The 18,017-nt window shown below is 59.1% G+C and carries 18 protein-coding genes and 1 pseudogene; 6 read left to right on the forward strand and 13 right to left on the reverse strand.

Going from position 1 to position 18,017, the window contains the following annotated elements; all coding sequences use genetic code 11:
• Window positions 1–253: 253 nt before the first annotated feature.
• Together D2E23_RS08325 and D2E23_RS08330 are read right to left on the reverse strand one after the other, a co-directional pair.
• Window positions 254–598 carry a hypothetical protein gene (locus D2E23_RS08325; RefSeq protein ID WP_240541678.1) on the reverse strand — a complete coding sequence of 115 codons (345 nt, stop codon included), beginning with the start codon at window positions 596–598 and terminating at the stop codon, window positions 254–256.
• Window positions 595–909, reverse strand: coding sequence for a toxin (locus D2E23_RS08330; RefSeq protein ID WP_241227257.1), 315 nt, complete (start codon window positions 907–909; stop codon window positions 595–597). The genes D2E23_RS08325 and D2E23_RS08330 overlap by 4 nt, the downstream gene beginning before the upstream one ends.
• Before the next feature lie 156 nt (window positions 910–1,065).
• Between D2E23_RS08330 and D2E23_RS08335 the strand changes: the two genes are divergently transcribed.
• A complete protein-coding gene (locus D2E23_RS08335) occupies window positions 1,066–1,977 on the forward strand; it encodes a formate/nitrite transporter family protein (RefSeq protein WP_126030458.1) in 912 nt (303 codons plus the stop codon).
• Window positions 1,978–2,231: 254 nt separating this feature from the next.
• Here D2E23_RS08335 and D2E23_RS08340 read toward each other — a convergent pair whose 3' ends face one another.
• The 7 genes and pseudogenes from D2E23_RS08340 to D2E23_RS08370 form a co-directional block, all read right to left on the reverse strand.
• Window positions 2,232–2,738, reverse strand: a complete 507-nt coding sequence (locus tag D2E23_RS08340) for an Rv3654c family TadE-like protein (protein WP_126030459.1) — start codon at window positions 2,736–2,738, stop codon at window positions 2,232–2,234.
• Window positions 2,731–3,087: a TadE family type IV pilus minor pilin gene (locus D2E23_RS08345; RefSeq protein WP_338142181.1), complete on the reverse strand. Its 357-nt coding sequence runs from the start codon at window positions 3,085–3,087 to the stop codon at window positions 2,731–2,733. The genes D2E23_RS08340 and D2E23_RS08345 overlap by 8 nt, the downstream gene beginning before the upstream one ends.
• A 95-nt stretch (window positions 3,088–3,182) precedes the next feature.
• Window positions 3,183–3,467 carry a DUF4244 domain-containing protein gene (locus D2E23_RS08350; protein WP_126030461.1) on the reverse strand — a complete coding sequence of 95 codons (285 nt, stop codon included), beginning with the start codon at window positions 3,465–3,467 and terminating at the stop codon, window positions 3,183–3,185.
• A 574-nt stretch (window positions 3,468–4,041) separates the two neighbouring features.
• The gene (locus D2E23_RS11960) at window positions 4,042–4,734 is read right to left on the reverse strand and encodes a tadC protein (RefSeq protein ID WP_126030462.1); all 693 of its coding nucleotides are present in this window, start codon (window positions 4,732–4,734) and stop codon (window positions 4,042–4,044) included.
• 1 nt (window position 4,735) lies between these two features.
• Window positions 4,736–5,410, reverse strand: coding sequence for a type II secretion system F family protein (locus tag D2E23_RS08360; protein WP_126030463.1), 675 nt, complete (start codon window positions 5,408–5,410; stop codon window positions 4,736–4,738).
• 233 nt (window positions 5,411–5,643) lie between these two features.
• Window positions 5,644–6,633: pseudogene (locus tag D2E23_RS08365) on the reverse strand (CpaF family protein); the annotation flags it as partial.
• A 205-nt stretch (window positions 6,634–6,838) separates the two neighbouring features.
• Window positions 6,839–8,125 (reverse strand): CpaE-like family protein, encoded by a 1,287-nt coding sequence (locus tag D2E23_RS08370; RefSeq protein WP_126030465.1) that lies wholly within the window; start codon window positions 8,123–8,125, stop codon window positions 6,839–6,841.
• A gap of 1,085 nt (window positions 8,126–9,210) precedes the next feature.
• Between D2E23_RS08370 and D2E23_RS08375 the strand changes: the two genes are divergently transcribed.
• The 5 genes from D2E23_RS08375 to D2E23_RS08395 all read left to right on the forward strand — a co-directional run bounded on the left by D2E23_RS08375 (window position 9,211) and on the right by D2E23_RS08395 (window position 11,811).
• Window positions 9,211–9,444, forward strand: coding sequence for a type II toxin-antitoxin system TacA family antitoxin (locus D2E23_RS08375; RefSeq protein WP_241227259.1), 234 nt, complete (start codon window positions 9,211–9,213; stop codon window positions 9,442–9,444).
• Entirely contained in the window at window positions 9,441–9,926 is a 486-nt protein-coding gene (locus tag D2E23_RS08380; protein WP_241227260.1) for an N-acetyltransferase, read from the forward strand. Before D2E23_RS08375 ends, D2E23_RS08380 begins: the two co-directional genes overlap by 4 nt.
• A gap of 340 nt (window positions 9,927–10,266) precedes the next feature.
• Window positions 10,267–10,521 (forward strand): type II toxin-antitoxin system RelB/DinJ family antitoxin, encoded by a 255-nt coding sequence (locus tag D2E23_RS08385; protein ID WP_126030467.1) that lies wholly within the window; start codon window positions 10,267–10,269, stop codon window positions 10,519–10,521.
• Between the two features lie 10 nt (window positions 10,522–10,531).
• Complete coding sequence (locus tag D2E23_RS08390) at window positions 10,532–10,798, forward strand: Txe/YoeB family addiction module toxin (RefSeq protein WP_126030468.1); 267 nt, start codon at window positions 10,532–10,534, stop codon at window positions 10,796–10,798.
• 248 nt (window positions 10,799–11,046) lie between these two features.
• The gene (locus D2E23_RS08395) at window positions 11,047–11,811 is read left to right on the forward strand and encodes a hypothetical protein (RefSeq protein WP_126030469.1); all 765 of its coding nucleotides are present in this window, start codon (window positions 11,047–11,049) and stop codon (window positions 11,809–11,811) included.
• Between the two features lie 261 nt (window positions 11,812–12,072).
• On the opposite strand, the gene D2E23_RS08400 is transcribed toward D2E23_RS08395, so the two are convergent.
• The 4 genes from D2E23_RS08400 to D2E23_RS08415 form a co-directional block, all read right to left on the reverse strand.
• Complete coding sequence (locus tag D2E23_RS08400) at window positions 12,073–12,693, reverse strand: hypothetical protein (protein ID WP_126030470.1); 621 nt, start codon at window positions 12,691–12,693, stop codon at window positions 12,073–12,075.
• Between the two features lie 11 nt (window positions 12,694–12,704).
• Window positions 12,705–12,947, reverse strand: coding sequence for a hypothetical protein (locus D2E23_RS08405; RefSeq protein WP_126030471.1), 243 nt, complete (start codon window positions 12,945–12,947; stop codon window positions 12,705–12,707).
• Between the two features lie 108 nt (window positions 12,948–13,055).
• Window positions 13,056–14,303, reverse strand: coding sequence for a SpaA isopeptide-forming pilin-related protein (locus D2E23_RS08410; RefSeq protein ID WP_126030472.1), 1,248 nt, complete (start codon window positions 14,301–14,303; stop codon window positions 13,056–13,058).
• 199 nt (window positions 14,304–14,502) lie between these two features.
• Complete coding sequence (locus D2E23_RS08415; RefSeq protein WP_126030473.1) at window positions 14,503–17,988, reverse strand: SpaA isopeptide-forming pilin-related protein; 3,486 nt, start codon at window positions 17,986–17,988, stop codon at window positions 14,503–14,505.
• Window positions 17,989–18,017 lie beyond the last annotated feature (29 nt).

An 18,017-nucleotide genomic window follows, 5' to 3' on the forward strand; every position in this document is an offset into this window, starting at 1 on the left:
TCGCATCGCCTACCGACAGTCCACCGGACTGTCGGCTTTACGGCTCAGCTGGTCCTGACCCACAATGCCGTCGAAGGTGTCGGGCCTATACCGCCTATACAATGCCAAAGCCATACTGCTATTCCAATCCCTTACGATCCGGTCCGCAAACCGAAACGACCGCCATACCGTATTGTCTCAAAAACGCCGTCACCATACTATGCGAACTGCGCGAACTGCACGGTGGCACACACGACGACGGCAAAGCCCGGCCTCACTCATCCGAGGAATCGTCGGACGGTCCGCTTCCGGAATCCTGCGACGATCCTTCGGCGAGCGCCTTGTCCAGCAACGTACGCACGGCTTCGGAACGACTCATGTCGTGCCGATGCGCGTAGTCGTCCAGACGGAGAAGACGGGCGTCGTCCAGACGGATCTGGATCTTGTGCCGGGCCGGGGTCGCACCGATCTCCAATGGCCGCCCCGATCGGCACTTCTCCAGAAATTCGAGCGAGTAGCCGCGCTCGGCCTCCTCCGCGGCGGCGTTCAGCATGGCCGACACCTCTGGAGGAAAATCCTCATCACCCACGATGACGTAGTTGTAATGTTTCTTGCTCACCACAATCCCCTTTCAAAAAGTCGATAGCCGCCTCGCTCCAAATACGGTCGATATTGTTTTCGTAATTTCATCGCATGTATGAGCACCCATCTGGCGGTCTGCTCCTCATACAGCACGATTACTTCCAGCATCGTTCCGGACTGTGTGAATCCGAGACATAACATCTTCGGAGGATCCTCCCTGAGGACGAGTACCTCTTGCGGATGATATGCCACGTATAACGAGTCGTCTGGGTCGATGCCGTGCTTCAACGCACACCGGTAAACCTGAATGTCGGACTGATTCCGCCAGTCACTAATATTGTAGTACATAATTATCGGCTCCTTGCTTCGTTGCAAATAGTGGGAACAACGAGGGCGACGGTCGGCGCTTTGGGCGAATATGGTGTGCGGCAAACGACGCCCAGTCGCGGTCGGTGACGACACGACAGACGCATACGAACATTGATTCCTAGAGAAGGGAACCCCATGCCGAACAACGGCACGCCGGCAACGAACGCCGGCACCACGCAGTCCAACGAGGTGCACGTGACCACCCAGCCTTCGATCCTCACCCCGATCATCAACGTGAACGCGCTCACCCCGGCCGAAACCGAAGAGGCCGTGGAGAAGGCCGGCGTCACCAAGACCCAGCTCACCGGCGGCAAGGCGTTCGTCTCCGCCATGTTCGCCGGCGCGTTCATCGGCTTCGGCGCCCTGTTCTTCCTCATCGTCACCTGCGACCCGGCCATGACCTGGGGCCCGAAGCGCTTCGTCGGTGGCCTCGCCTTCTGCATGGGCCTCGTGCTCGTGCTCTGCTGCGGCGCGGAACTGTTCACCGGCAACTCGCTCATGGCCTCCGACTTGGCGGCACACAGGATCTCCTGGCCGGCCATGCTGAAGAACTGGGTGATCGTCTGGTTCGGCAACCTCGCCGGCGCGCTCGTGCTCGTCACGCTGATCGCGTTCGCAGGAACCATGGGCCTCAACGACGGCGCCGTGGGCAACACCGCCGTGGCCACCGCTGCCTCGAAGATCACGCCCGACTGGTTCACGCTGTTCTTCCGCGGCATCCTGTGCAACATCCTCGTATGCCTGGCCGTGCGCATCGGATTCTCCGCCCGCTCCGTAGCCGACAAGGTGCTCGGCATCCTGCTGCCGATCGCCGGCTTCGTGGCCATGGGCTTCGAACACTGCGTGGCGAACATGTTCTTCCTGCCCGTCGGCCTCGTCTCCAAGATGCTCGGCTTCGGCGCCCAGGCGGCCGGCGCGGACGCAGTGACCGTGCAGGGCATCCTGTACAACCTGTCCGCCGCCACGCTCGGCAACATCGTGGGCGGTGCGATCTTCGTGGCGCTCGCCTACTGGTTCGTCAACGCGAAGAAGAACGCGACGAAGTAGCAGCAAGAACGCGCTCGAGCGATGAGTGCGGCGAGTGACGCAACGTCAGCGGTTCATCGGCCGTCTGTGATGAGTATGAATACACGGTCCGCGTGGTTCATGCCCGTCGTGGGCGGCCGTTGCCGTTGGGGCTGTATGTGCATTGAGTTTGAATCCGCGTTGGCTGACATCCGTATGAGCCGATATTGATCAGCGGAGTTCCCGTACTGTCGCACCGTCATTCCACGATTGTCATTCGACGATGATCGACGACGTCATTCCACGACATCAGAATTTGCAACGACACAATTCTTGGGTCCAGCCCGTGCAGACGTGTGTACATCGCCGACGAGCGGAACGCGAGTCTTCACTCGAACCGTCACGATCACGTCCTCATCGAGCGTCCGACACGTTTCGAGTGTTGCACGGTTCTTTTTTGCCAGTCGTTTCGCGACCGTACACGGATCGCCGGCGGAATCATACAGAGCCGTGGCCCCGGCCAACGCGGCTGAATCGGCTGCCGTACCGGCCACGGTCTTACAGTGCAGCACGTTCCCGAATGCAAGAATCGCGGTCAATAGCACACCGACCATCAACACCAATCCCACACCCACCACCGTTCCCGACCCTTCGTCAGCTACGCAATGGCCGCCACGGCCGCATTTCAAAAACCCGGCTTCCCCTTGAGAGGAAGCTGCTACGCGAATGCGTGACCGATGAGATGCCTTCGCGACCACGACCGTCACATTCCCGGTATTCTTCTCCCCCGCACGCTCACTCATATCGCAGTCCCACCGCCTCTCCTTCCACCGCCACCGGCAGCATGCCGAGCGGTCCCGGACCCACTGGGCAACGCGTGGTCACGGTGATCTGATCCTGTTTTTCCTCGACGCGCACCGTTGCGCGGGAACCGGCTATGCGGGTGACCACATCGGACGGGTTCGCATCCCCGTCTGGCGCGATCACCATTTCCCGAGCGGCAACCCGGGCGGCTTCCTGACAGTTCATCGACACCGTCACCGCCCGGGCCGACGACAGCAGCAGCAACGCCACCACCATCACTGTGGGCAGAACCACGGCGAACTCCGCTGTGACGGTTCCTTGATCGTGGCGTTTCAACGCATGTGCCAAATCACGAAGACGATCTCGGATTGGCCCACGCTCATGTTCCTGTCCACACGATGTTCGGATATGTCTCGTCGTGTTCGCCATGGTTCACGCTCCGATCAGTTGGCGACGGACAGGGCCCGTTCGACCAAGCCGTTGAGCAGGCCTTCGACGGTGCCCGACTTGAGGATCACGACGAGCAGACCGGCGAAACCGGTGGCGGCGATCATCACCATCGCGTATTCGGCGGTCGCCAGACCGGATTCAGGCTGTTCGGTGACGGTGCGGAGACGACCGCGCGCGTCGAGCAGACAGATCTTCTCATTCGCGCGTTGGGCCATATTTTTCATTCGATCGATGATGCCCGTCGCGGCAGGCGGCGAGGCATCCAACATGGTGTCCATGGTGATTCCTTTCTGGAGTGGTTCGGACATGATTGTTGGTTGATTGTTTGTTGGTTGTTTGTTGGTTGTTTGTTGGTTGTGATTGGTTGTGATTGGTTGTGATTGGTTGTTTGGGTTGTTGTGATAGGTAGCTCCGGAGCTGTTCCCAGTCTGTTGAATTTCCCGCCGCCAGTCCATGCTTTCCACCCAATGTGGTCGAATGCAACCCCCTCGGAATCGCCTTCGGCGATGCTGTGCCGTGTTTCGCTGGCGCGAAACGAGTCACCTCATCCGTCGGCTACGCCGACACCTTCCCCTCAAGGGGAAGGCAACATTACCGGATACGGTCGCATAGGTAAGTGCTGGCTTCCCCTTAGGCTGAGCCGTCAAATGAACAGTCCAGTGGACTGTTCATAGGCGAAGACGAGCCGACAGGCGAGCAGAATATCGCCGGCCGTAGGCCGTCCATTCTTGCGGATGAAGCTGTCACGCGAACGCGTGACTGATGAGGTGACACGTTCCCGCGACAGCGGGAACACAACACAGCATCGGCCGCAGGCCGATTCCATAGCCCGATTCCAATACCCATATGCACCTACCCCGTGGCGAAGGAGATTATGGAGGGGATTACGCCGATGAGGATGAAGGCGGGGAGGAAGCACAGGCCCATGGGCACAAGAACCCGGACGGATAGTTTCGCCGCAGCCTCCTCGATCCGCTGTCGCTCGTCGCGGTCAATCTGTTCGATCGTCGTTTCGATGCGCAACAGTGGCGAGATACCGTGCTTCCACGACGGCTCCAACGCGGAGCGAATCACGGCGAGCGCAGCCGCATCCGGCCCATCCGGATCGGCGACTCCCCACGCATTGTCCCAATCGGCACCACGGTTCAGCGCCCGCGCCACCCGGATCATTTCGCGACCAAGATCATGGCCATCACCACCAGCACCACGACCAGAACCATGGCCGGCACTTCCCCGATCGTCGAGCCCAACATCATCGATCGCATTCCCGCCCCTGTCGCCGAACCCTCCCGCACCTCCCACGCCGCCTCCACATCCACCGGCGCGCGAACACACTCCTCCGATCACTTCCAACGCTCGTGGAATCGACGCCCCCTGGCGCACGGCGACGGCGATCATCTCCAACACCAGCGCGACGGCCGTTCGTATCCGCCGCTCCCCGCTGCCTTCCCCCACGAGCGGCGCCCACCGCGTACCGGCCACACATAGGTAGACGGTTATCGTCGCTGTCATGGCGGCGGCGAACGCCCAGAGTTCCGTCGTCATGTCACGCCCGCCCATCCCGTTGCACTTCGGCATCGTCACGCAACGGTTTGGTCAACGCGTCGATCCATAGCAGTCCGATTCCGTAGCAGGTCAGCCCGCCCAGCAAACACAACCATCCGTACAGTGATCCGAACAGGAACGTCAGCGGACTTGCGCCCATGATCTCGCCCAGCATGACCGTGACGACCGGCAGTGCGGCGAGCAGTTTCATCGTCGATTCCGGCATGGCCAACGCTTGCGAGCGCGACGCCTCCATCAGGCATTCGCGACGGTAGGCGGCTGACACGGCGGATAGGCATCGTGCGGTCTCGCATCCAAGCAGTTCGCTCACCTGACAGGCCATGGTCACGTTCACCGCCACTCGCCACGCGCGTTCCTCGGTTTCGTCGTCACTGCGTTTGGCGTCGAATATTTCCATCGCACGATCCACGGTGATCGTCGGTGACGGATACGTTCGTTCGGCGAGTTCTTCGAATGCTTCGACCACGGTGCCGCCGTTGCGCACGAACGATGTGATCGACGACAGTACGGCCACGATGCCGATTCGTGACGATGGTCGGGCCGGTGACGGGCTCAGTCCCGACAGGCGTTCCGTCCGTTCCGTTCTTCCGTCGCATATCATCCAGATCGTCACGCCGATTAATATGCCGACGGCCACGGGAAGCATGACGGTCACCGTCCGTCCGTGCGTGGCGGCAATGCAGGCGTATTTGACCGTATGCGCGTCGGCGTTCTTGGCAACGTGGGGACTGGGCGAGACGCGCGATCAGACGTTGTGGAACGCACTGATATTGATCGTTCATTCGTTGAACGAACAGGCGTGGATGACGCCGGCACAACACGGTCGCCTACGGAACGCTGCACCGGCCGGACCGACACGGCCGACGCAATCACCGCGCCCGGAACATGCCATTCCGCCACGAACTCGTCCCACAACGGTCGATGCACCACCGGCTCGCCACGACCATCCCACTCGCAGATCGGACTACCAACCAGCGCACCGTCGGCTGCCACCCGCAGACAGCCGATCTGCGCGATCCGGCGTACGCCACGCTCACGCTCCAAATGAATCACCACGTCGAACGCGCCCTCGGCCAGCATCGCCAACGCCACCGGACTCAGCCCGGCCAGCAATCCCAGCGTGGACAGTCGCGCCGGCACCCGTCCCACACCATCCGCATGCACCGTGGCCATGCCGCCATGATGACCGGAATTCAACGCGCGCAGCAGGTCGGCGATCTCCTCGCCGCGGCACTCCCCCAACACCACACGATCCGGACGCATACGCAACGTGGCCTTCACCAGATCCGGTAAGCCGATCGCGCCCTTGCCCTCCACGTTCGCCTCACGCGCCACCAGCGACACATGATTGCCATGCCGCAAACCGCCCAACTCACGAATCTCCTCCACGCTCACGATGCGCTCGCGCTCGTCGCATTCGGCCAGCAGCGCCTTCAGCAGCGTGGTCTTGCCCGTACCCGTACCACCGGAGATCAGCACCGTGGCACGCCCCACCACCAGTGCCTTCAGCAATGGCAGCCACTGCAACGGGAACAGGCCCGACTGCCCCAGTGAATCCAACCGCGCCAACGCACGATCGGGAAAACGAATCGACAACGCGGCACCCTGCGCCACCAGCGGCGCGATTACCGCATGAATACGCACGCCATCCACCGTGGCCGCGTCCGCGATCGGATGCGAATCATCCAACCGATGCCCCAACTGCGCACACAACTGCACCGCATACTCGCGCACGATCTGCGGCGAACGAAACCCCACCGTCAGCTCCCGCTCCTCCATGCCCGAGCCACAATCCGCCCATACACGGCCATCACAGGTCACCGCCACATCCGTGACGCCCTCCTCGTCGGCGAGCTCACCCAACGGACCGAACACCAGGCGCTCGCCGGAGGGCGTGGCAGCGTAGGAGTCGTCGTAGTCAGAGCCGGTCTCGTAATCGGCTTCAGCACGATAATCGGCGTTGACATCGTACTCGTTGCCGGTACCGCCGGTACTGTAGTCGGCGTTGGCAGCATAGACGGTGCCGGAATACTCGTCATCGGCATACTCGTCCTTGCCGTAGCCGGCGTTGCGATACGTGCTGTCATTCATTGCGGCACTCCATTTCCAGACGATCGCACAACGCGTCCAACGATCGTCGATATCGTCGTGGAACCGAGGGTATGCCGGTGCCGGATAGAACGGATTTGCTGATCGACCGGTCGTGTGTGAAGACGGCGATCAGCGGGGAGCCGAGATATTCCTCGGCTTCTTCGACGGCCACCACGCCCGACCGCGGCGCCGACGCGGGTTTGATGCCAACAAGCAGTGTGGTGATGTCGGCGCCGGCGAGCCCGACCGCGTTGCCGGCGCCACCCGGACGGGATCCACCATGGCGGGCGCCTCCGCTGGGACCGCTTCGCCCGTTGCCGCCACCGCCACCATGCCGTCCTCCGGAACCATGACCACCGGAACCACGACCTCCACCGCCACGATTGCCTCCGCCGTGCCTGCCACCACCATGTTTGCCGCCACCGGAACCACGACTTTCCTTCAGGCGCATCAACAATCCACGTGCCCGGGCCAGTCCGAGCACGCTGAGCTCGACCACCACCACACGCACGCCCGCATGCATGCGCAACGTGTGTTCCGAATCCGCGTGGCCACCGTCGACCAGTACGATTTCGCACGCCTCGGTCAGCGCTCGCATGGCCGCGTCCACCTCCCACCAGTCGGGTGCGAGATCGTTCCACGGGTCGGCTGCCAGCACCACGGTCTCCTCCCACTCAGGTAGTTCGTGCAGCAGCGAGCGCGGTTCGATTCGTCCCAGTGGTGCGCTGACGGAACTCCAGCGCATGCCCGGTTCGGTTTCGATGCCGAGCGTGACGTCCATGCCGCCGGCGGTGAAGTCGGCGTCGACCAGCGCGCAGGTGCGGTTGCGCATGGTCAGATGCCACGCGCACAGTGCGGTGAGTACGGTGGCGCCCACGCCGCCGCTGGATGAGAGGAACATGACGATGCCGCTGCCGGGACCGCCGGGAGCGGATAGGAATGACGAGGAGGAGAGCGGTGGGCCGACGGCCGTGCTTCGGGAACGGGCTCGTGGACGGGACAGCGCTTGGGACGATTGCCGTGCGGACTGCGATGCGGACTGCTGCGAGGCAGGTGCGGATACTGCAGACGGCACCAACGATGCAGCGGCGTCGGTATGACGGCCTCGACGAGTGCTCGGCCCTTGTGCGGCGGCAGCCGTATCGGGATACGGGGATGTTGCAGCCGGCGCGATCGCCGCAAACTGCGATGCGGGGAACTGCGCCATTCCCGACTGCGGAGACATGGCTTGCGATTGCATTGGCTGTGATATCGGCTGGATCGGCATCAGCTGCGGCACGACATATCCTGATGCGGGCGAGGGTCCAGAAGCGGACACCGGCGCGACGACAGCGTATGGGGATGAAAACTGTGCCTGCGGATATGGGGAATACGGCTGCTGTGCAGCGGCGCCATACTGCGAAACGTCATGGGAGCCGACGCTGGTTCCGGAAGAACCGTTTCCGGTTTGGCCGCGACCAGACGACGACGGCATATAGAAACGTTCGGGTTGCGGCATGGGCATGTATCGCACATCGTCGGGCAATGGGACGGAAGCTGGTTCCTGATAAGACGAATGCGGCGAGGATGCCGCTGGACCTCTGGTCGAGGAGGCTGATGGTGTCTGCGGAATCGGCCGGGATTGTGAAATCTGCGGAGATCGCATCGACGTTGATGCCCCTGCGGAATGTTGGACGGAATGTTGGCCACGGACCGGAGCCGACGACGGTTCTCGCGTGGATGGTCGGAAGGTGGATGGAGGTCGTACGCTGGTCATGTCATTGGTCATAGTCATGTCTCAAATCAACCAGCTGACCGTATGACAAGACAAGAGCTGATGGGTGATGTGGTCGAATGGAGCCCCCGTATCGGTCTCGGCACGGTCTTGATACGGTCTCCGCGGGATTTCAATGATGTCTCGACAGGGGCTCGACGTGAGCCTGTCACAACGAGGTCACACCCCACCATGATCTCGGCAGAGTCACGACGAAGTCTTGATGCGACCCCGTTATGGCCGTGCCGCAGTCCCGTCATGATCTCGACGCAGTCCCACCGTGACCTCGCCAAAAAATCTTCGGACTTTTTCCTGATTTTGGCTTGCGAGCGCGAACATGTGGGGCATAATAGATGTAGCAAGCAAAACAGAACAGCGGAGCCCACAAGAGTGAATGGCCGCGTATGGTCAATGAAGTTGGGCGGATTTTAAGACTTACCGCTACGACGATGACGTTGTGTAGAGATTCCGCACTGTGGAGCTTGTACATAGAACCGGCCTCCGAATGGGGGCCGGTTTTTGTTTGCCCAAACCCGCTTTGTTCGTACGGACATTCGCCGTACAATAGAGTTATGGCACAAACATCATCGACAAAGGACAGTCGTTTTGAGATGCGACTGACACAGGATCAGCGTCTGAAGATCGATCAGGCAGCCGAAACCAGGGGGCTCACCGCGTCACAGTGGGCATTGTCCAACCTGTTGGAGGCCGCCGATCGAGATATTCGCGAGGCGCACATCATCCGACTCAACGATCAGGCTTGGGAGAACTTCACCGCGGCACTCGACCAGCCCATGCCGGCAAAAATCACGCAGCTGCTGGAAAGCGAGCCGATCTGGAAATGACCGAGCTATCCAGGCCACGTCGTCTGACTTCGGAGGACGATATATCCGACTTCGATTGCGGACTGCCCGTCGTCAACGACTGGCTTTCCCGTCATCTGCGAATGGCCGGTCGTCAGCATACGGCCGTGGCATATGGCACATTCGACGGATCGACTCTGGCCGGGTATTACACATTGAGTGCCTACAGCATGACACATGACGACGCGTCCGGCTGGCTGCGACGTAATAGTCCGGATCCGATACCCGTCATTCTTCTCGGCATGCTCGGCGTGGATGTTCGATATCAGACCATGCATGTGGGAGGGCAGCTTCTGCGGGATGCCATTCTTCGGGCGCTCAGCGCCGCGGAGATCATCGGGGCACGAGCTCTTGTGGTGGAACCCGCCACGGAACGCGCAGCCGCATTCTACATGCATTATGAGTTCCGCCATATCGCCGGCTCCGAGATGATGTTCATTCCGTTGGCTGGTGGACAGCGATAGAAGGCCGAACCTCGTCTCTCTTCTATCGTCCCTTTTATAACTTTTTATATCTTTTATATCTTTTATAAGTTGGGGTGGCGCATCTGACTCCGCGCGTTCATACCTACGTCCTCCTTGCCACATATTTGGGGCGCCGAATACCCGAGTTCTACTCTTTGGGGCATCAAATACCCGTTTTTCCGTTGATTTTCGTCCATTTGGCACCCCAAATCCTTGGGAGAGGCGGCAGAACTCCACGCGGCTGAGCCCTGCCGCCTCGACTATAAAGGCATCATATATCATTTGACTACCGGAATGGTATACTTCTTGTATAAGATAAATGCTGTTTGTGGAGGCTATCATGACGATGACGACGATCAATATCCGCATTGACGATCAGACCAAGAAGAGCATGAACGAGGTATGCGACGAGCTGGGCATCAGCATGAGCGCCGCATTCAACGTGTTTGCCCGAACCGTGGCGCGGGAGCGTCGGATCCCGTTCGAGCTGAATGCCGACCCGTTCTATTCGCGTGACAACATCGCATACCTGCGCCGCGCCGCCGACCGGATGGATCACGGCTCGGGGCATACCCATGATCTGATCGAGGACTAGGGAGTATCCGATGTTCAAGGTCTGGGATGATGAGGCATGGGATGACTATTTACTCTGGCAAACGCGGGACAAGAAAACTCTGAAACGGATCAACTCGCTCATCAAGGATATTGAGCGCAATGGCATGAGCGAGGGAATCGGCAAGCCTGAACCATTGCGAGGAGAATTGAGTGGATGGTGGTCACGTCGCATCGATGCGACGAATCGACTCGTCTATCGCATTCGCGAAGATCGACTGGAGATCATCGCCTGCCGTACACACTACGGCGACCACTGACCGCAAAACGTTCGAATCCGGGCTATCTGCGCCACGACGAAACTACGGATCTACCAGCATTCATAAAACGCAATATCTCTATGGCAATTTTCTGCCATAGAGATATTTTTGTCGCACAATGATATCCATCAACGACGAGGACGAAAAGTCTGGCAATAAAGGCATTTCACGCCCGAGAAGTGGCACCTGGCCCTGTGCGTCGGGGCCGGACCACCCAAACGCCAAACGTACGAGAAGGGAAGACGATTATGGAAATCAATGATTGCGGCGGATACAACTACGCGATTCAGCGGCTGAGCGACCTGCGCTACGTGGCAGGTTATGCATGTGACCTGCCTCTGGGTTGGACCTACGATCCTGAGCGTGCCGTAGTGATGGAATCCCTGGACGAGGAGGTGAACCGCGGCACGTTCCTGAGCGATATATTCGGCAAGGAGGTTCTGCGCGAGGAGTTTCTGCAGGCCGTGGCTGACTTGGATCCCGACGATGAGGATGACGAGAACAACGAATGGTACTGGCGGGACGAGGATGCGTGGGAGATCAGCAAGCGCGTTCTCAAGCCTGGATACCGGCTTGTTCGCATCCCCATGCTGTTCGATTACTTCCTGGAGGAGGACGAGAACGGCGTGCCGTGGACCGAGGACAATCCCGATCCGTTCTGGGACGAGGACGGGGACCATCAGAATCTTGTGCTGATCCGCAACAAGGTGTTCGGTGAGGGTGGCGCCATTGCTGCCGAAGGCGAGTATGTGCCGGATGATGCCCCGTGGTCGGCATGCTCTGACGAGGAACTCACGGCCCGACTGTTCAACATGGAGGGATTCAAAGCGGAGGACCTATTCCAGGCTTCCCACATGATCGATCCGAAGCACCCCCTCACCCGCAAGTACTTCCCTGAGATGGCCATCAGCCAGACCGTGGAGGAGGAAATGCAGGTGGTTGCCGGCTGGGGCGTCAAGGACGAGGCCGTGCAGCGCGCCACGGCAGAGTGGCTCATGGGGAGTAAGGGCTGATTTTGTTTGTGGTGTGGGGTTGACCGGGCCTTTGATCCAGCTTTCATGAAATTTGGGGCGCCGAATACCCGAGTTTCACTCTTTGGGGCGTCAAAGTCCCGGATTTTCGCCGATTTTCGGGAATTTGACGCCCCAAAGAACAGCATCCGACTCTCGTCAGCTTATAAATTACCAATTGCACGCAAATAGCCACACACTACGCGCATTCCTTGTTCCTTCGTTAATTCAAAAATATTGATCTTTTTGCTATTTAACTATCAATCAGTGAAAAATGGGCACAAAAAAGGATAACAACGAAACGACCACGGGCACGCCTGCCATTGTTAATAGGAAAGCATCCACAAAAGCTTTACTTATTTTGTCTTGAAAGACCCCTGAGCATGCAAAAACAACTTTCAAAAGTCCAGCAAATCCAATTTCGATAGAAAATAGTCGCGTAAGGGAATTCAATTCACGGAAAGACATATCATAATTCCCCAACAAGTAAAATACGACCACAAAGATAATACCTAAAAATAACCCGCAGCAAGCACCTCTAAGACTTTTCCTCTTTACATTTTCTGATGAATTTGAAAGGTCCTCACCGGAACGAGCTTCAGCTCCAGCTCCAGCTATAGCGTGCGCTGCTGTGCCACCACTCGCTATAGCTATATTAAGTGCCGGCACAGCTGGAACCTCACCAATCTCTAACTGAAACACGTCGGTCTTTTTATCAGATACAGCTCTTTTCTCTTCAGAAGAAGCGCTGTCCGCAGAAGTCGAGTCTGCTTGCTCCCCGGCTTGCTCTCTCGCTTGCCCTCGAGAAGGACTGATCTCACGATCATCCGAGATGAACTCACGTTTAAACGACAACAATGAAAAAGACCATTTTGCATGCTTCATATTAAATTACCTTAATTACCCTTTATTGAGCTCGTTTGATCAGCATTCTTCTTGCTGCCCCAAGGCCACCGACAACGTCGTCCGACATTATTCTGGCTGCTTCCATTGCCTACTATCGCCGTAGCATTCTGATGATTCGAAACCGCAACAACTACAAGCGGATCAATGCTCGAACCTTTATCATCTTCCTTACCAGATCCTGAAGCATTAGGCGTAGAATCACCAATACGTATCTCAACGTGGATATCAGACACTACCATTCCTTTTATAAATTTCATTCAAAAATTAAGGCCGCACCAAGATTAATAAATCTCAGCGCGGCCCATTATTAAATTACTAGTAACAACCTAGTAATTTTGTATTCAGGCGCGGAGGGCGCGCTTGGTGGAGCGGGACTTCAGGAACACGGTTCCGGCTGCAGCGGCGAGGATCACGCCGACCGCGGAGAACAGGATCGTGCCCGCGGCACCGGTCAGAGGCAGCTGGGTGATGGACTTGACGTTCTTCACCTGGTAAGTCGAATTAGCGTCACCGGTCTTCGGAGCCAGACCCCACTGGTCGGTTCCCTTGAACTCAGTGACCTTACCGTCCTTGAGCGTCACAGTGAAGGAAGCCAGCGCAGTACCGAGGAATCCTTCGGGAGCCGCAACCTCGGTGACGGTATAGGTACCATTTTCGAGATTCTTGAAGGCGTAGACACCATCCTTCTCCTGGAAATAAGAGCCGCTAGCTGTGGTGTTATCGATGGCTGAGTCTTCGAAAGACCAGGAACCATCACTGTGCCACGTCAGATACTTACCATCCTTGGTCACGGTGAACTTTGCGGCCTTAGCAGTGTCGGAAACCTTTACAGTCTGCCCATCGGCATCGACCTTGGTGAAGCTGAAGGCACCGGTCGTGGTCGTGACACCGGCGATCTTGCCGTTCGCGGCACCGGACAAGTTGAGCACGCCTTCTCCATTGGTCAATGCAGCGCCGTTTACGGTCACCTTGGTACCGACCAGCATCGTGTTGAAACCGTTCACCGTATATGTAGTGGTGGTGTCGCCTTCCTTAGTCACGAATGCCTGCGTACCGCTGGCGTCGTAGATCAGATACAAGCCTGCATCCGGCATAGTCAGCGTCATCGTCTTGCCATCTTTAGACAGCTCTCCAGATACGGGCGTATCAGTATCAGCCGGCTTTACCGTCTTCTCAAGCTTGGTGACAAAGGCACGATCATCACGATTCGTCAGGTTCACGTACTGAACCATCGGATCGCCCTTAGTCGCATCGTAATTCGCACCAAGCGCCGTGATAACAGCCTGCTTAGTTGTGGCGGTAGTCGTCAGGGTCAGACCTTGAGCGATGTCCGCAGAGCTGCCTTCCGGTACCAGCGTGTAAGCCGCGAGCTTCACAGCCTTGAACGAACGAGGCGTAGTAGTGGCATTCCCATTCGCATCAACGGTCTGGAAGTAACGAGCATCGTCAACGGTGATTTTAACGGTCTTCCCGCTAATATCCACCACCGGCGTCGTCTCAGCCGCGCTGGCGGTGGTGGCGCCGAGGGCGAGGCCGCTGAGCAGTGTGGCTGCTGCGGCGAGGCCGGCGAACAGTTTCCTCATCTTCATGAGAGAACCCTTCTTTCTTTTTCCTTTGATTGGTTACTGGTTTCTGCTGTCGCGGAGGGGGAACTGGCGCTCCGCGATCCGCAAATCTTTGAGGGTGAGTGGGGTTGGAACCCTCCCTCAGTCCGCCATTCGGCGGACAGCTCCCTCCCTGGGAGGGAGCACGCAGAGGGTTTGGGCTTCTCGCTCCATTCCGAGCCGGTTACATGATGGCGGCCTTTCGGCGTCGGTATTCAGCCACGATGGCGGTGACCAGAGCCGCGGCTCCGGCGAGCGCTCCGCCGGCGATCAGCCAGCTACGCGCCGACCATCCGCCGGTGAACGGCAGCACCGAGATCATGCGCGCATTGCCGATCGCGTTGGCGGGGGCACCGTTGCCGGTCACAAGATCGCTTCCGGAAAGCGTGAGCGAGCTATCCTTCTCGGTCGTGCCGATCGTGAAGTCGAACGTCTTGTCGGTCTTTGCGTAGCCGTCGGGGGCCTTGGTCTCAGACAGCTGATACTTGCCGGGCAGCAGCTTCTCGACCGCCAGTCCGCCCTTGGTCGTATCGGTATCGGCGAGACCGTTCTGCGGCGTGATACAAGAGCCGGGCTGGCAGTCCACGACTGCCCACGACTTGCCGCTGACCGCTTTACCCGAGGCATCCTCAAGCTGTGTGATCGTCCACTCGGACCCGCCAAGCAGCGTCGCCGCACTGTCCTTGTCGACCTTGGACCACGCGAAACGGGTCGGTTTGTTCGCGAACTCGCCAGTCACACCATCGTTCCACGCGACGGTCCTGTTGCCTGAAGCATCGGTGCCGAGCGTGAACGTGTACGTACGGTCCGTCTTCCAGTACTTGTCGGGCGCCTGGGTTTCGGTAAGCGTGTAGTTGCCGTCCGGGAACACCCAGCTTCCGTCAGCATTGGTGAGCTTGATGTCGAGGGCGAACTTGCCCTCCGCATCGTTCGTATCCGCACCGGCGTCCGACGAGCACGTCCCCGACTTCGTGCAGTCCGTGACGTTCTCGTACTTCAGCCCGTTGGGTCCGGTCAGGGTCCACTGGCTGCCGGCGATGGGATTGTTGCGATCGTCGGTCTTCGTCCATTCGAGCTTGCCTTCGACCAGCTTGTTGCCGATGATGCGCTTCGCGTTCTGTGAGGCGTCACCGGACAGGTTGTTATCCGGATTGCCCTTCGAGTCCGTCTTGGGCGAGCCCGGGGCGTATTCGAGGTTCGGCTCCTTTGGGATTTCCTTGCTATCCGATGTAACGGCGACAATCGTGAACGTGTACTCGTTTTCGGTCTTCTGGTAGCCGTTCGGCGCGGTCTTCTCCGTAAGCGTGTACGTGCCAGGAGCAAGGTTATCGAGACTGATACCGCCCATATCCGGATCGTTGTCCCTACGCCCGTTGTCCACGATATCGACCGTCCATGTCTGCGAGTCCTCGGTCGTGGATGCGACCTTCCAGCAGTCGGCGTCGGTCGAGCTCGTCGCCTGGCAGTCGGTGGGACGCATATCGTCGTCGTTGTACGGGGTCAGCCACTTATCCTGATCATCCTTGCCGAGCGTGACGGACAGGGTCCACGTGGACGACGTCTTCACCGGTACGACCGGGTCTGCGGACAAGTCGACCTTCTGCCAGCTCATCGAATACGGGGTGTCGAATACGACCACGCCGTTCGAGCCGAAACCACCACCGGACATACGCGAACGATTGCCGTCGATGGTGATCTGTGCCGTTTTCTTCGCGTTCTCCTTCAACGCGTTCGCCTGGCTCTCGCTGCCATTCACGGTGGCCTTGAATGCCACACCCGTCTGGTATGCGCCGGGCGTGGCATCCTTGGTAAGGGTGATCAGCCCCTCCTTCTGCACTTCGGTGGACGGATGCAGGGTGGTACTGGCCAGAACGGACTGGCTACGCTTACCTCCCATCCACGAGTCCTTGAAACCGGAGGACTCCTTCAACGGCGTGTTGTCCCAATGCCAGGTCACGGCATCCTCGTTGCGATCCGTGAACCACGTATTCAGCAGAAGGAACTGGTTGTCGCCCAAGGTCTTTGCCTGAGGGTTCATGATCGATAGGTCCGAGCCGGCATACGTGACCTCTGTACCGTTCTCCTTCGGCTTGTTGGCCTCATTCGCGTCGAGATCCGGATTCACCGAGTTGCCGAACAGGGCGATGTTGCCACCCTTCGACGCGGTCGAATTGCCCGACGGGCAGAACCACAGACCGCCGCCGAAATGACCGGCCGTGTTCCCGAACGCGACCGTCTTGCCCACATACGTGGTCGTGGACTCCTCCGTATAGATCGCGCCACCCAGATAGCCCGACGTGTTGCCCTCATACGTGCCACCCGTGATGGTCGCGGTGGACCTCATCATCAGGAAGACGGCACCACCGGCACCACCACGCTCGATCTGCTCCTTGGCATCACCCGACGGGCGCCGAATCATGGCCCAGTTATTCTGAAACACCGGCTTCGAGCCATCCACCCCGTTCTTTATGTACAGAGTGCCGCGAGCCCAGATCGCGCCACCACCCGAATACAGTCCCGACGACTTCTCCCCGTTACCGTCGAACAGCACGTTGCCGCGCACCGTCAGCACACCCTGATTGCGAGCATCGTCCTCGTTCATATACACGACGCCGCCACCGTTGCGCTGGGTATCGCACGCGGCATAGGACGTCAACGAGCAATCTCCCGCGTCCTGCACGTTGTTCTTGAACACGACCCGCTTATCAGCCACGCCACTGATCGTGATCTTACCGGTGCCATAGCTGTGGATGACGCCACCGTTACCACCGTTCTCCGCTTTATTGTCCTCGAACGTTCCACCCGTAATCGTCAGCGAGGCACCACCGGTCCCGTACCACACGCCACCACCGGACGTCGCACTATTGTCCTTGCCATCAGAACCTGTGCTCTTGTTGTCCGAGAACGTACCGCCATTGATGGTCGCGGAACCGGACGCCTGATAGATCACGCCACCGTTCTCCGCAGTGTTGTCCGAGAACTTGCCGCCATTGATGGTCGCGGAACCGGACGCCTGATAGATCACGCCACCGTTCTCCGCAGTGTTGTCCGAGAACTTGCCGCCATTGATCGTAAGCTCGCCCTCATTCAGCACGACCGTTCCCCGGTCCGCCTTCAGACCGGTGAACGTGCCGCCATGGATGGTCACCGTACCGTAGGAGTGCATGAGCGGACCATAGACATGGTCGTCCTTCGGGTGCGTGAACGTGAGCATGTTCCCGCCCTTGTCGGAATCCACGCCCTGCACGCCGATGGTCAGGGAGCCGCTGCCCTTCTGAGGCCAGAGCATCGAGCCCGTGCCCGTCCACGTGATCGTATGCATCGACTGCCCGTCGGACACGATCGTGATCGGGCACTTGATGTTTTTGCTGCCATTGGACAAGTCATCCGCATTCACCGTGATGTCGTTGGTGACGGTCACGGTACGAGACTCGGCCGAATCGCCACATGTCAGCGCCGCCGCCAGGCTACTCGCATCGGAGGCCGAGTACGACGTGCCATCTGCCGCCGCCGGTGCTGTCGCAGACGTCCCGCTGTCGGCCGCCGTGGAAGCGGGATCATCCGCGTAGGCGACGCCTACGGCAAGCGGCCCCATTGCCACCACCGCGATCACGCTGGCGATCTTCGCGACGAACGCGCGGGTATGCGAATGTGAAGTCGAACGCTTCATATGAGGATTCTGGATATCGGATTCCATAT

It is taken from the genome of Bifidobacterium callimiconis (assembly GCF_003952005.1).
Taxonomy (GTDB): domain Bacteria; phylum Actinomycetota; class Actinomycetes; order Actinomycetales; family Bifidobacteriaceae; genus Galliscardovia; species Galliscardovia callimiconis.

What these genes read in the sequence shown, in the direction of transcription:
- D2E23_RS08375 (WP_241227259.1), top strand. Translation starts at nt 9,211, where the DNA reads ATGCGACTGACACAGGATCAGCGTCTGAAGATCGATCAGGCAGCCGAA.
- D2E23_RS08385 (WP_126030467.1), top strand. Translation starts at nt 10,267, where the DNA reads ATGACGATGACGACGATCAATATCCGCATTGACGATCAGACCAAGAAG.
- D2E23_RS11960 (WP_126030462.1), bottom strand. Translation starts at nt 4,734, where the DNA reads ATGACGACGGAACTCTGGGCGTTCGCCGCCGCCATGACAGCGACGATA.
- D2E23_RS08390 (WP_126030468.1), top strand. Translation starts at nt 10,532, where the DNA reads ATGTTCAAGGTCTGGGATGATGAGGCATGGGATGACTATTTACTCTGG.
- D2E23_RS08350 (WP_126030461.1), bottom strand. Translation starts at nt 3,467, where the DNA reads ATGGACACCATGTTGGATGCCTCGCCGCCTGCCGCGACGGGCATCATC.
- D2E23_RS08380 (WP_241227260.1), top strand. Translation starts at nt 9,441, where the DNA reads ATGACCGAGCTATCCAGGCCACGTCGTCTGACTTCGGAGGACGATATA.
- D2E23_RS08415 (WP_126030473.1), bottom strand. Translation starts at nt 17,988, where the DNA reads ATGAAGCGTTCGACTTCACATTCGCATACCCGCGCGTTCGTCGCGAAG.
- D2E23_RS08395 (WP_126030469.1), top strand. Translation starts at nt 11,047, where the DNA reads ATGGAAATCAATGATTGCGGCGGATACAACTACGCGATTCAGCGGCTG.
- D2E23_RS08330 (WP_241227257.1), bottom strand. Translation starts at nt 909, where the DNA reads ATGTACTACAATATTAGTGACTGGCGGAATCAGTCCGACATTCAGGTT.
- D2E23_RS08340 (WP_126030459.1), bottom strand. Translation starts at nt 2,738, where the DNA reads ATGAGTGAGCGTGCGGGGGAGAAGAATACCGGGAATGTGACGGTCGTG.
- D2E23_RS08400 (WP_126030470.1), bottom strand. Translation starts at nt 12,693, where the DNA reads ATGAAGCATGCAAAATGGTCTTTTTCATTGTTGTCGTTTAAACGTGAG.
- D2E23_RS08410 (WP_126030472.1), bottom strand. Translation starts at nt 14,303, where the DNA reads ATGAAGATGAGGAAACTGTTCGCCGGCCTCGCCGCAGCAGCCACACTG.
- D2E23_RS08335 (WP_126030458.1), top strand. Translation starts at nt 1,066, where the DNA reads ATGCCGAACAACGGCACGCCGGCAACGAACGCCGGCACCACGCAGTCC.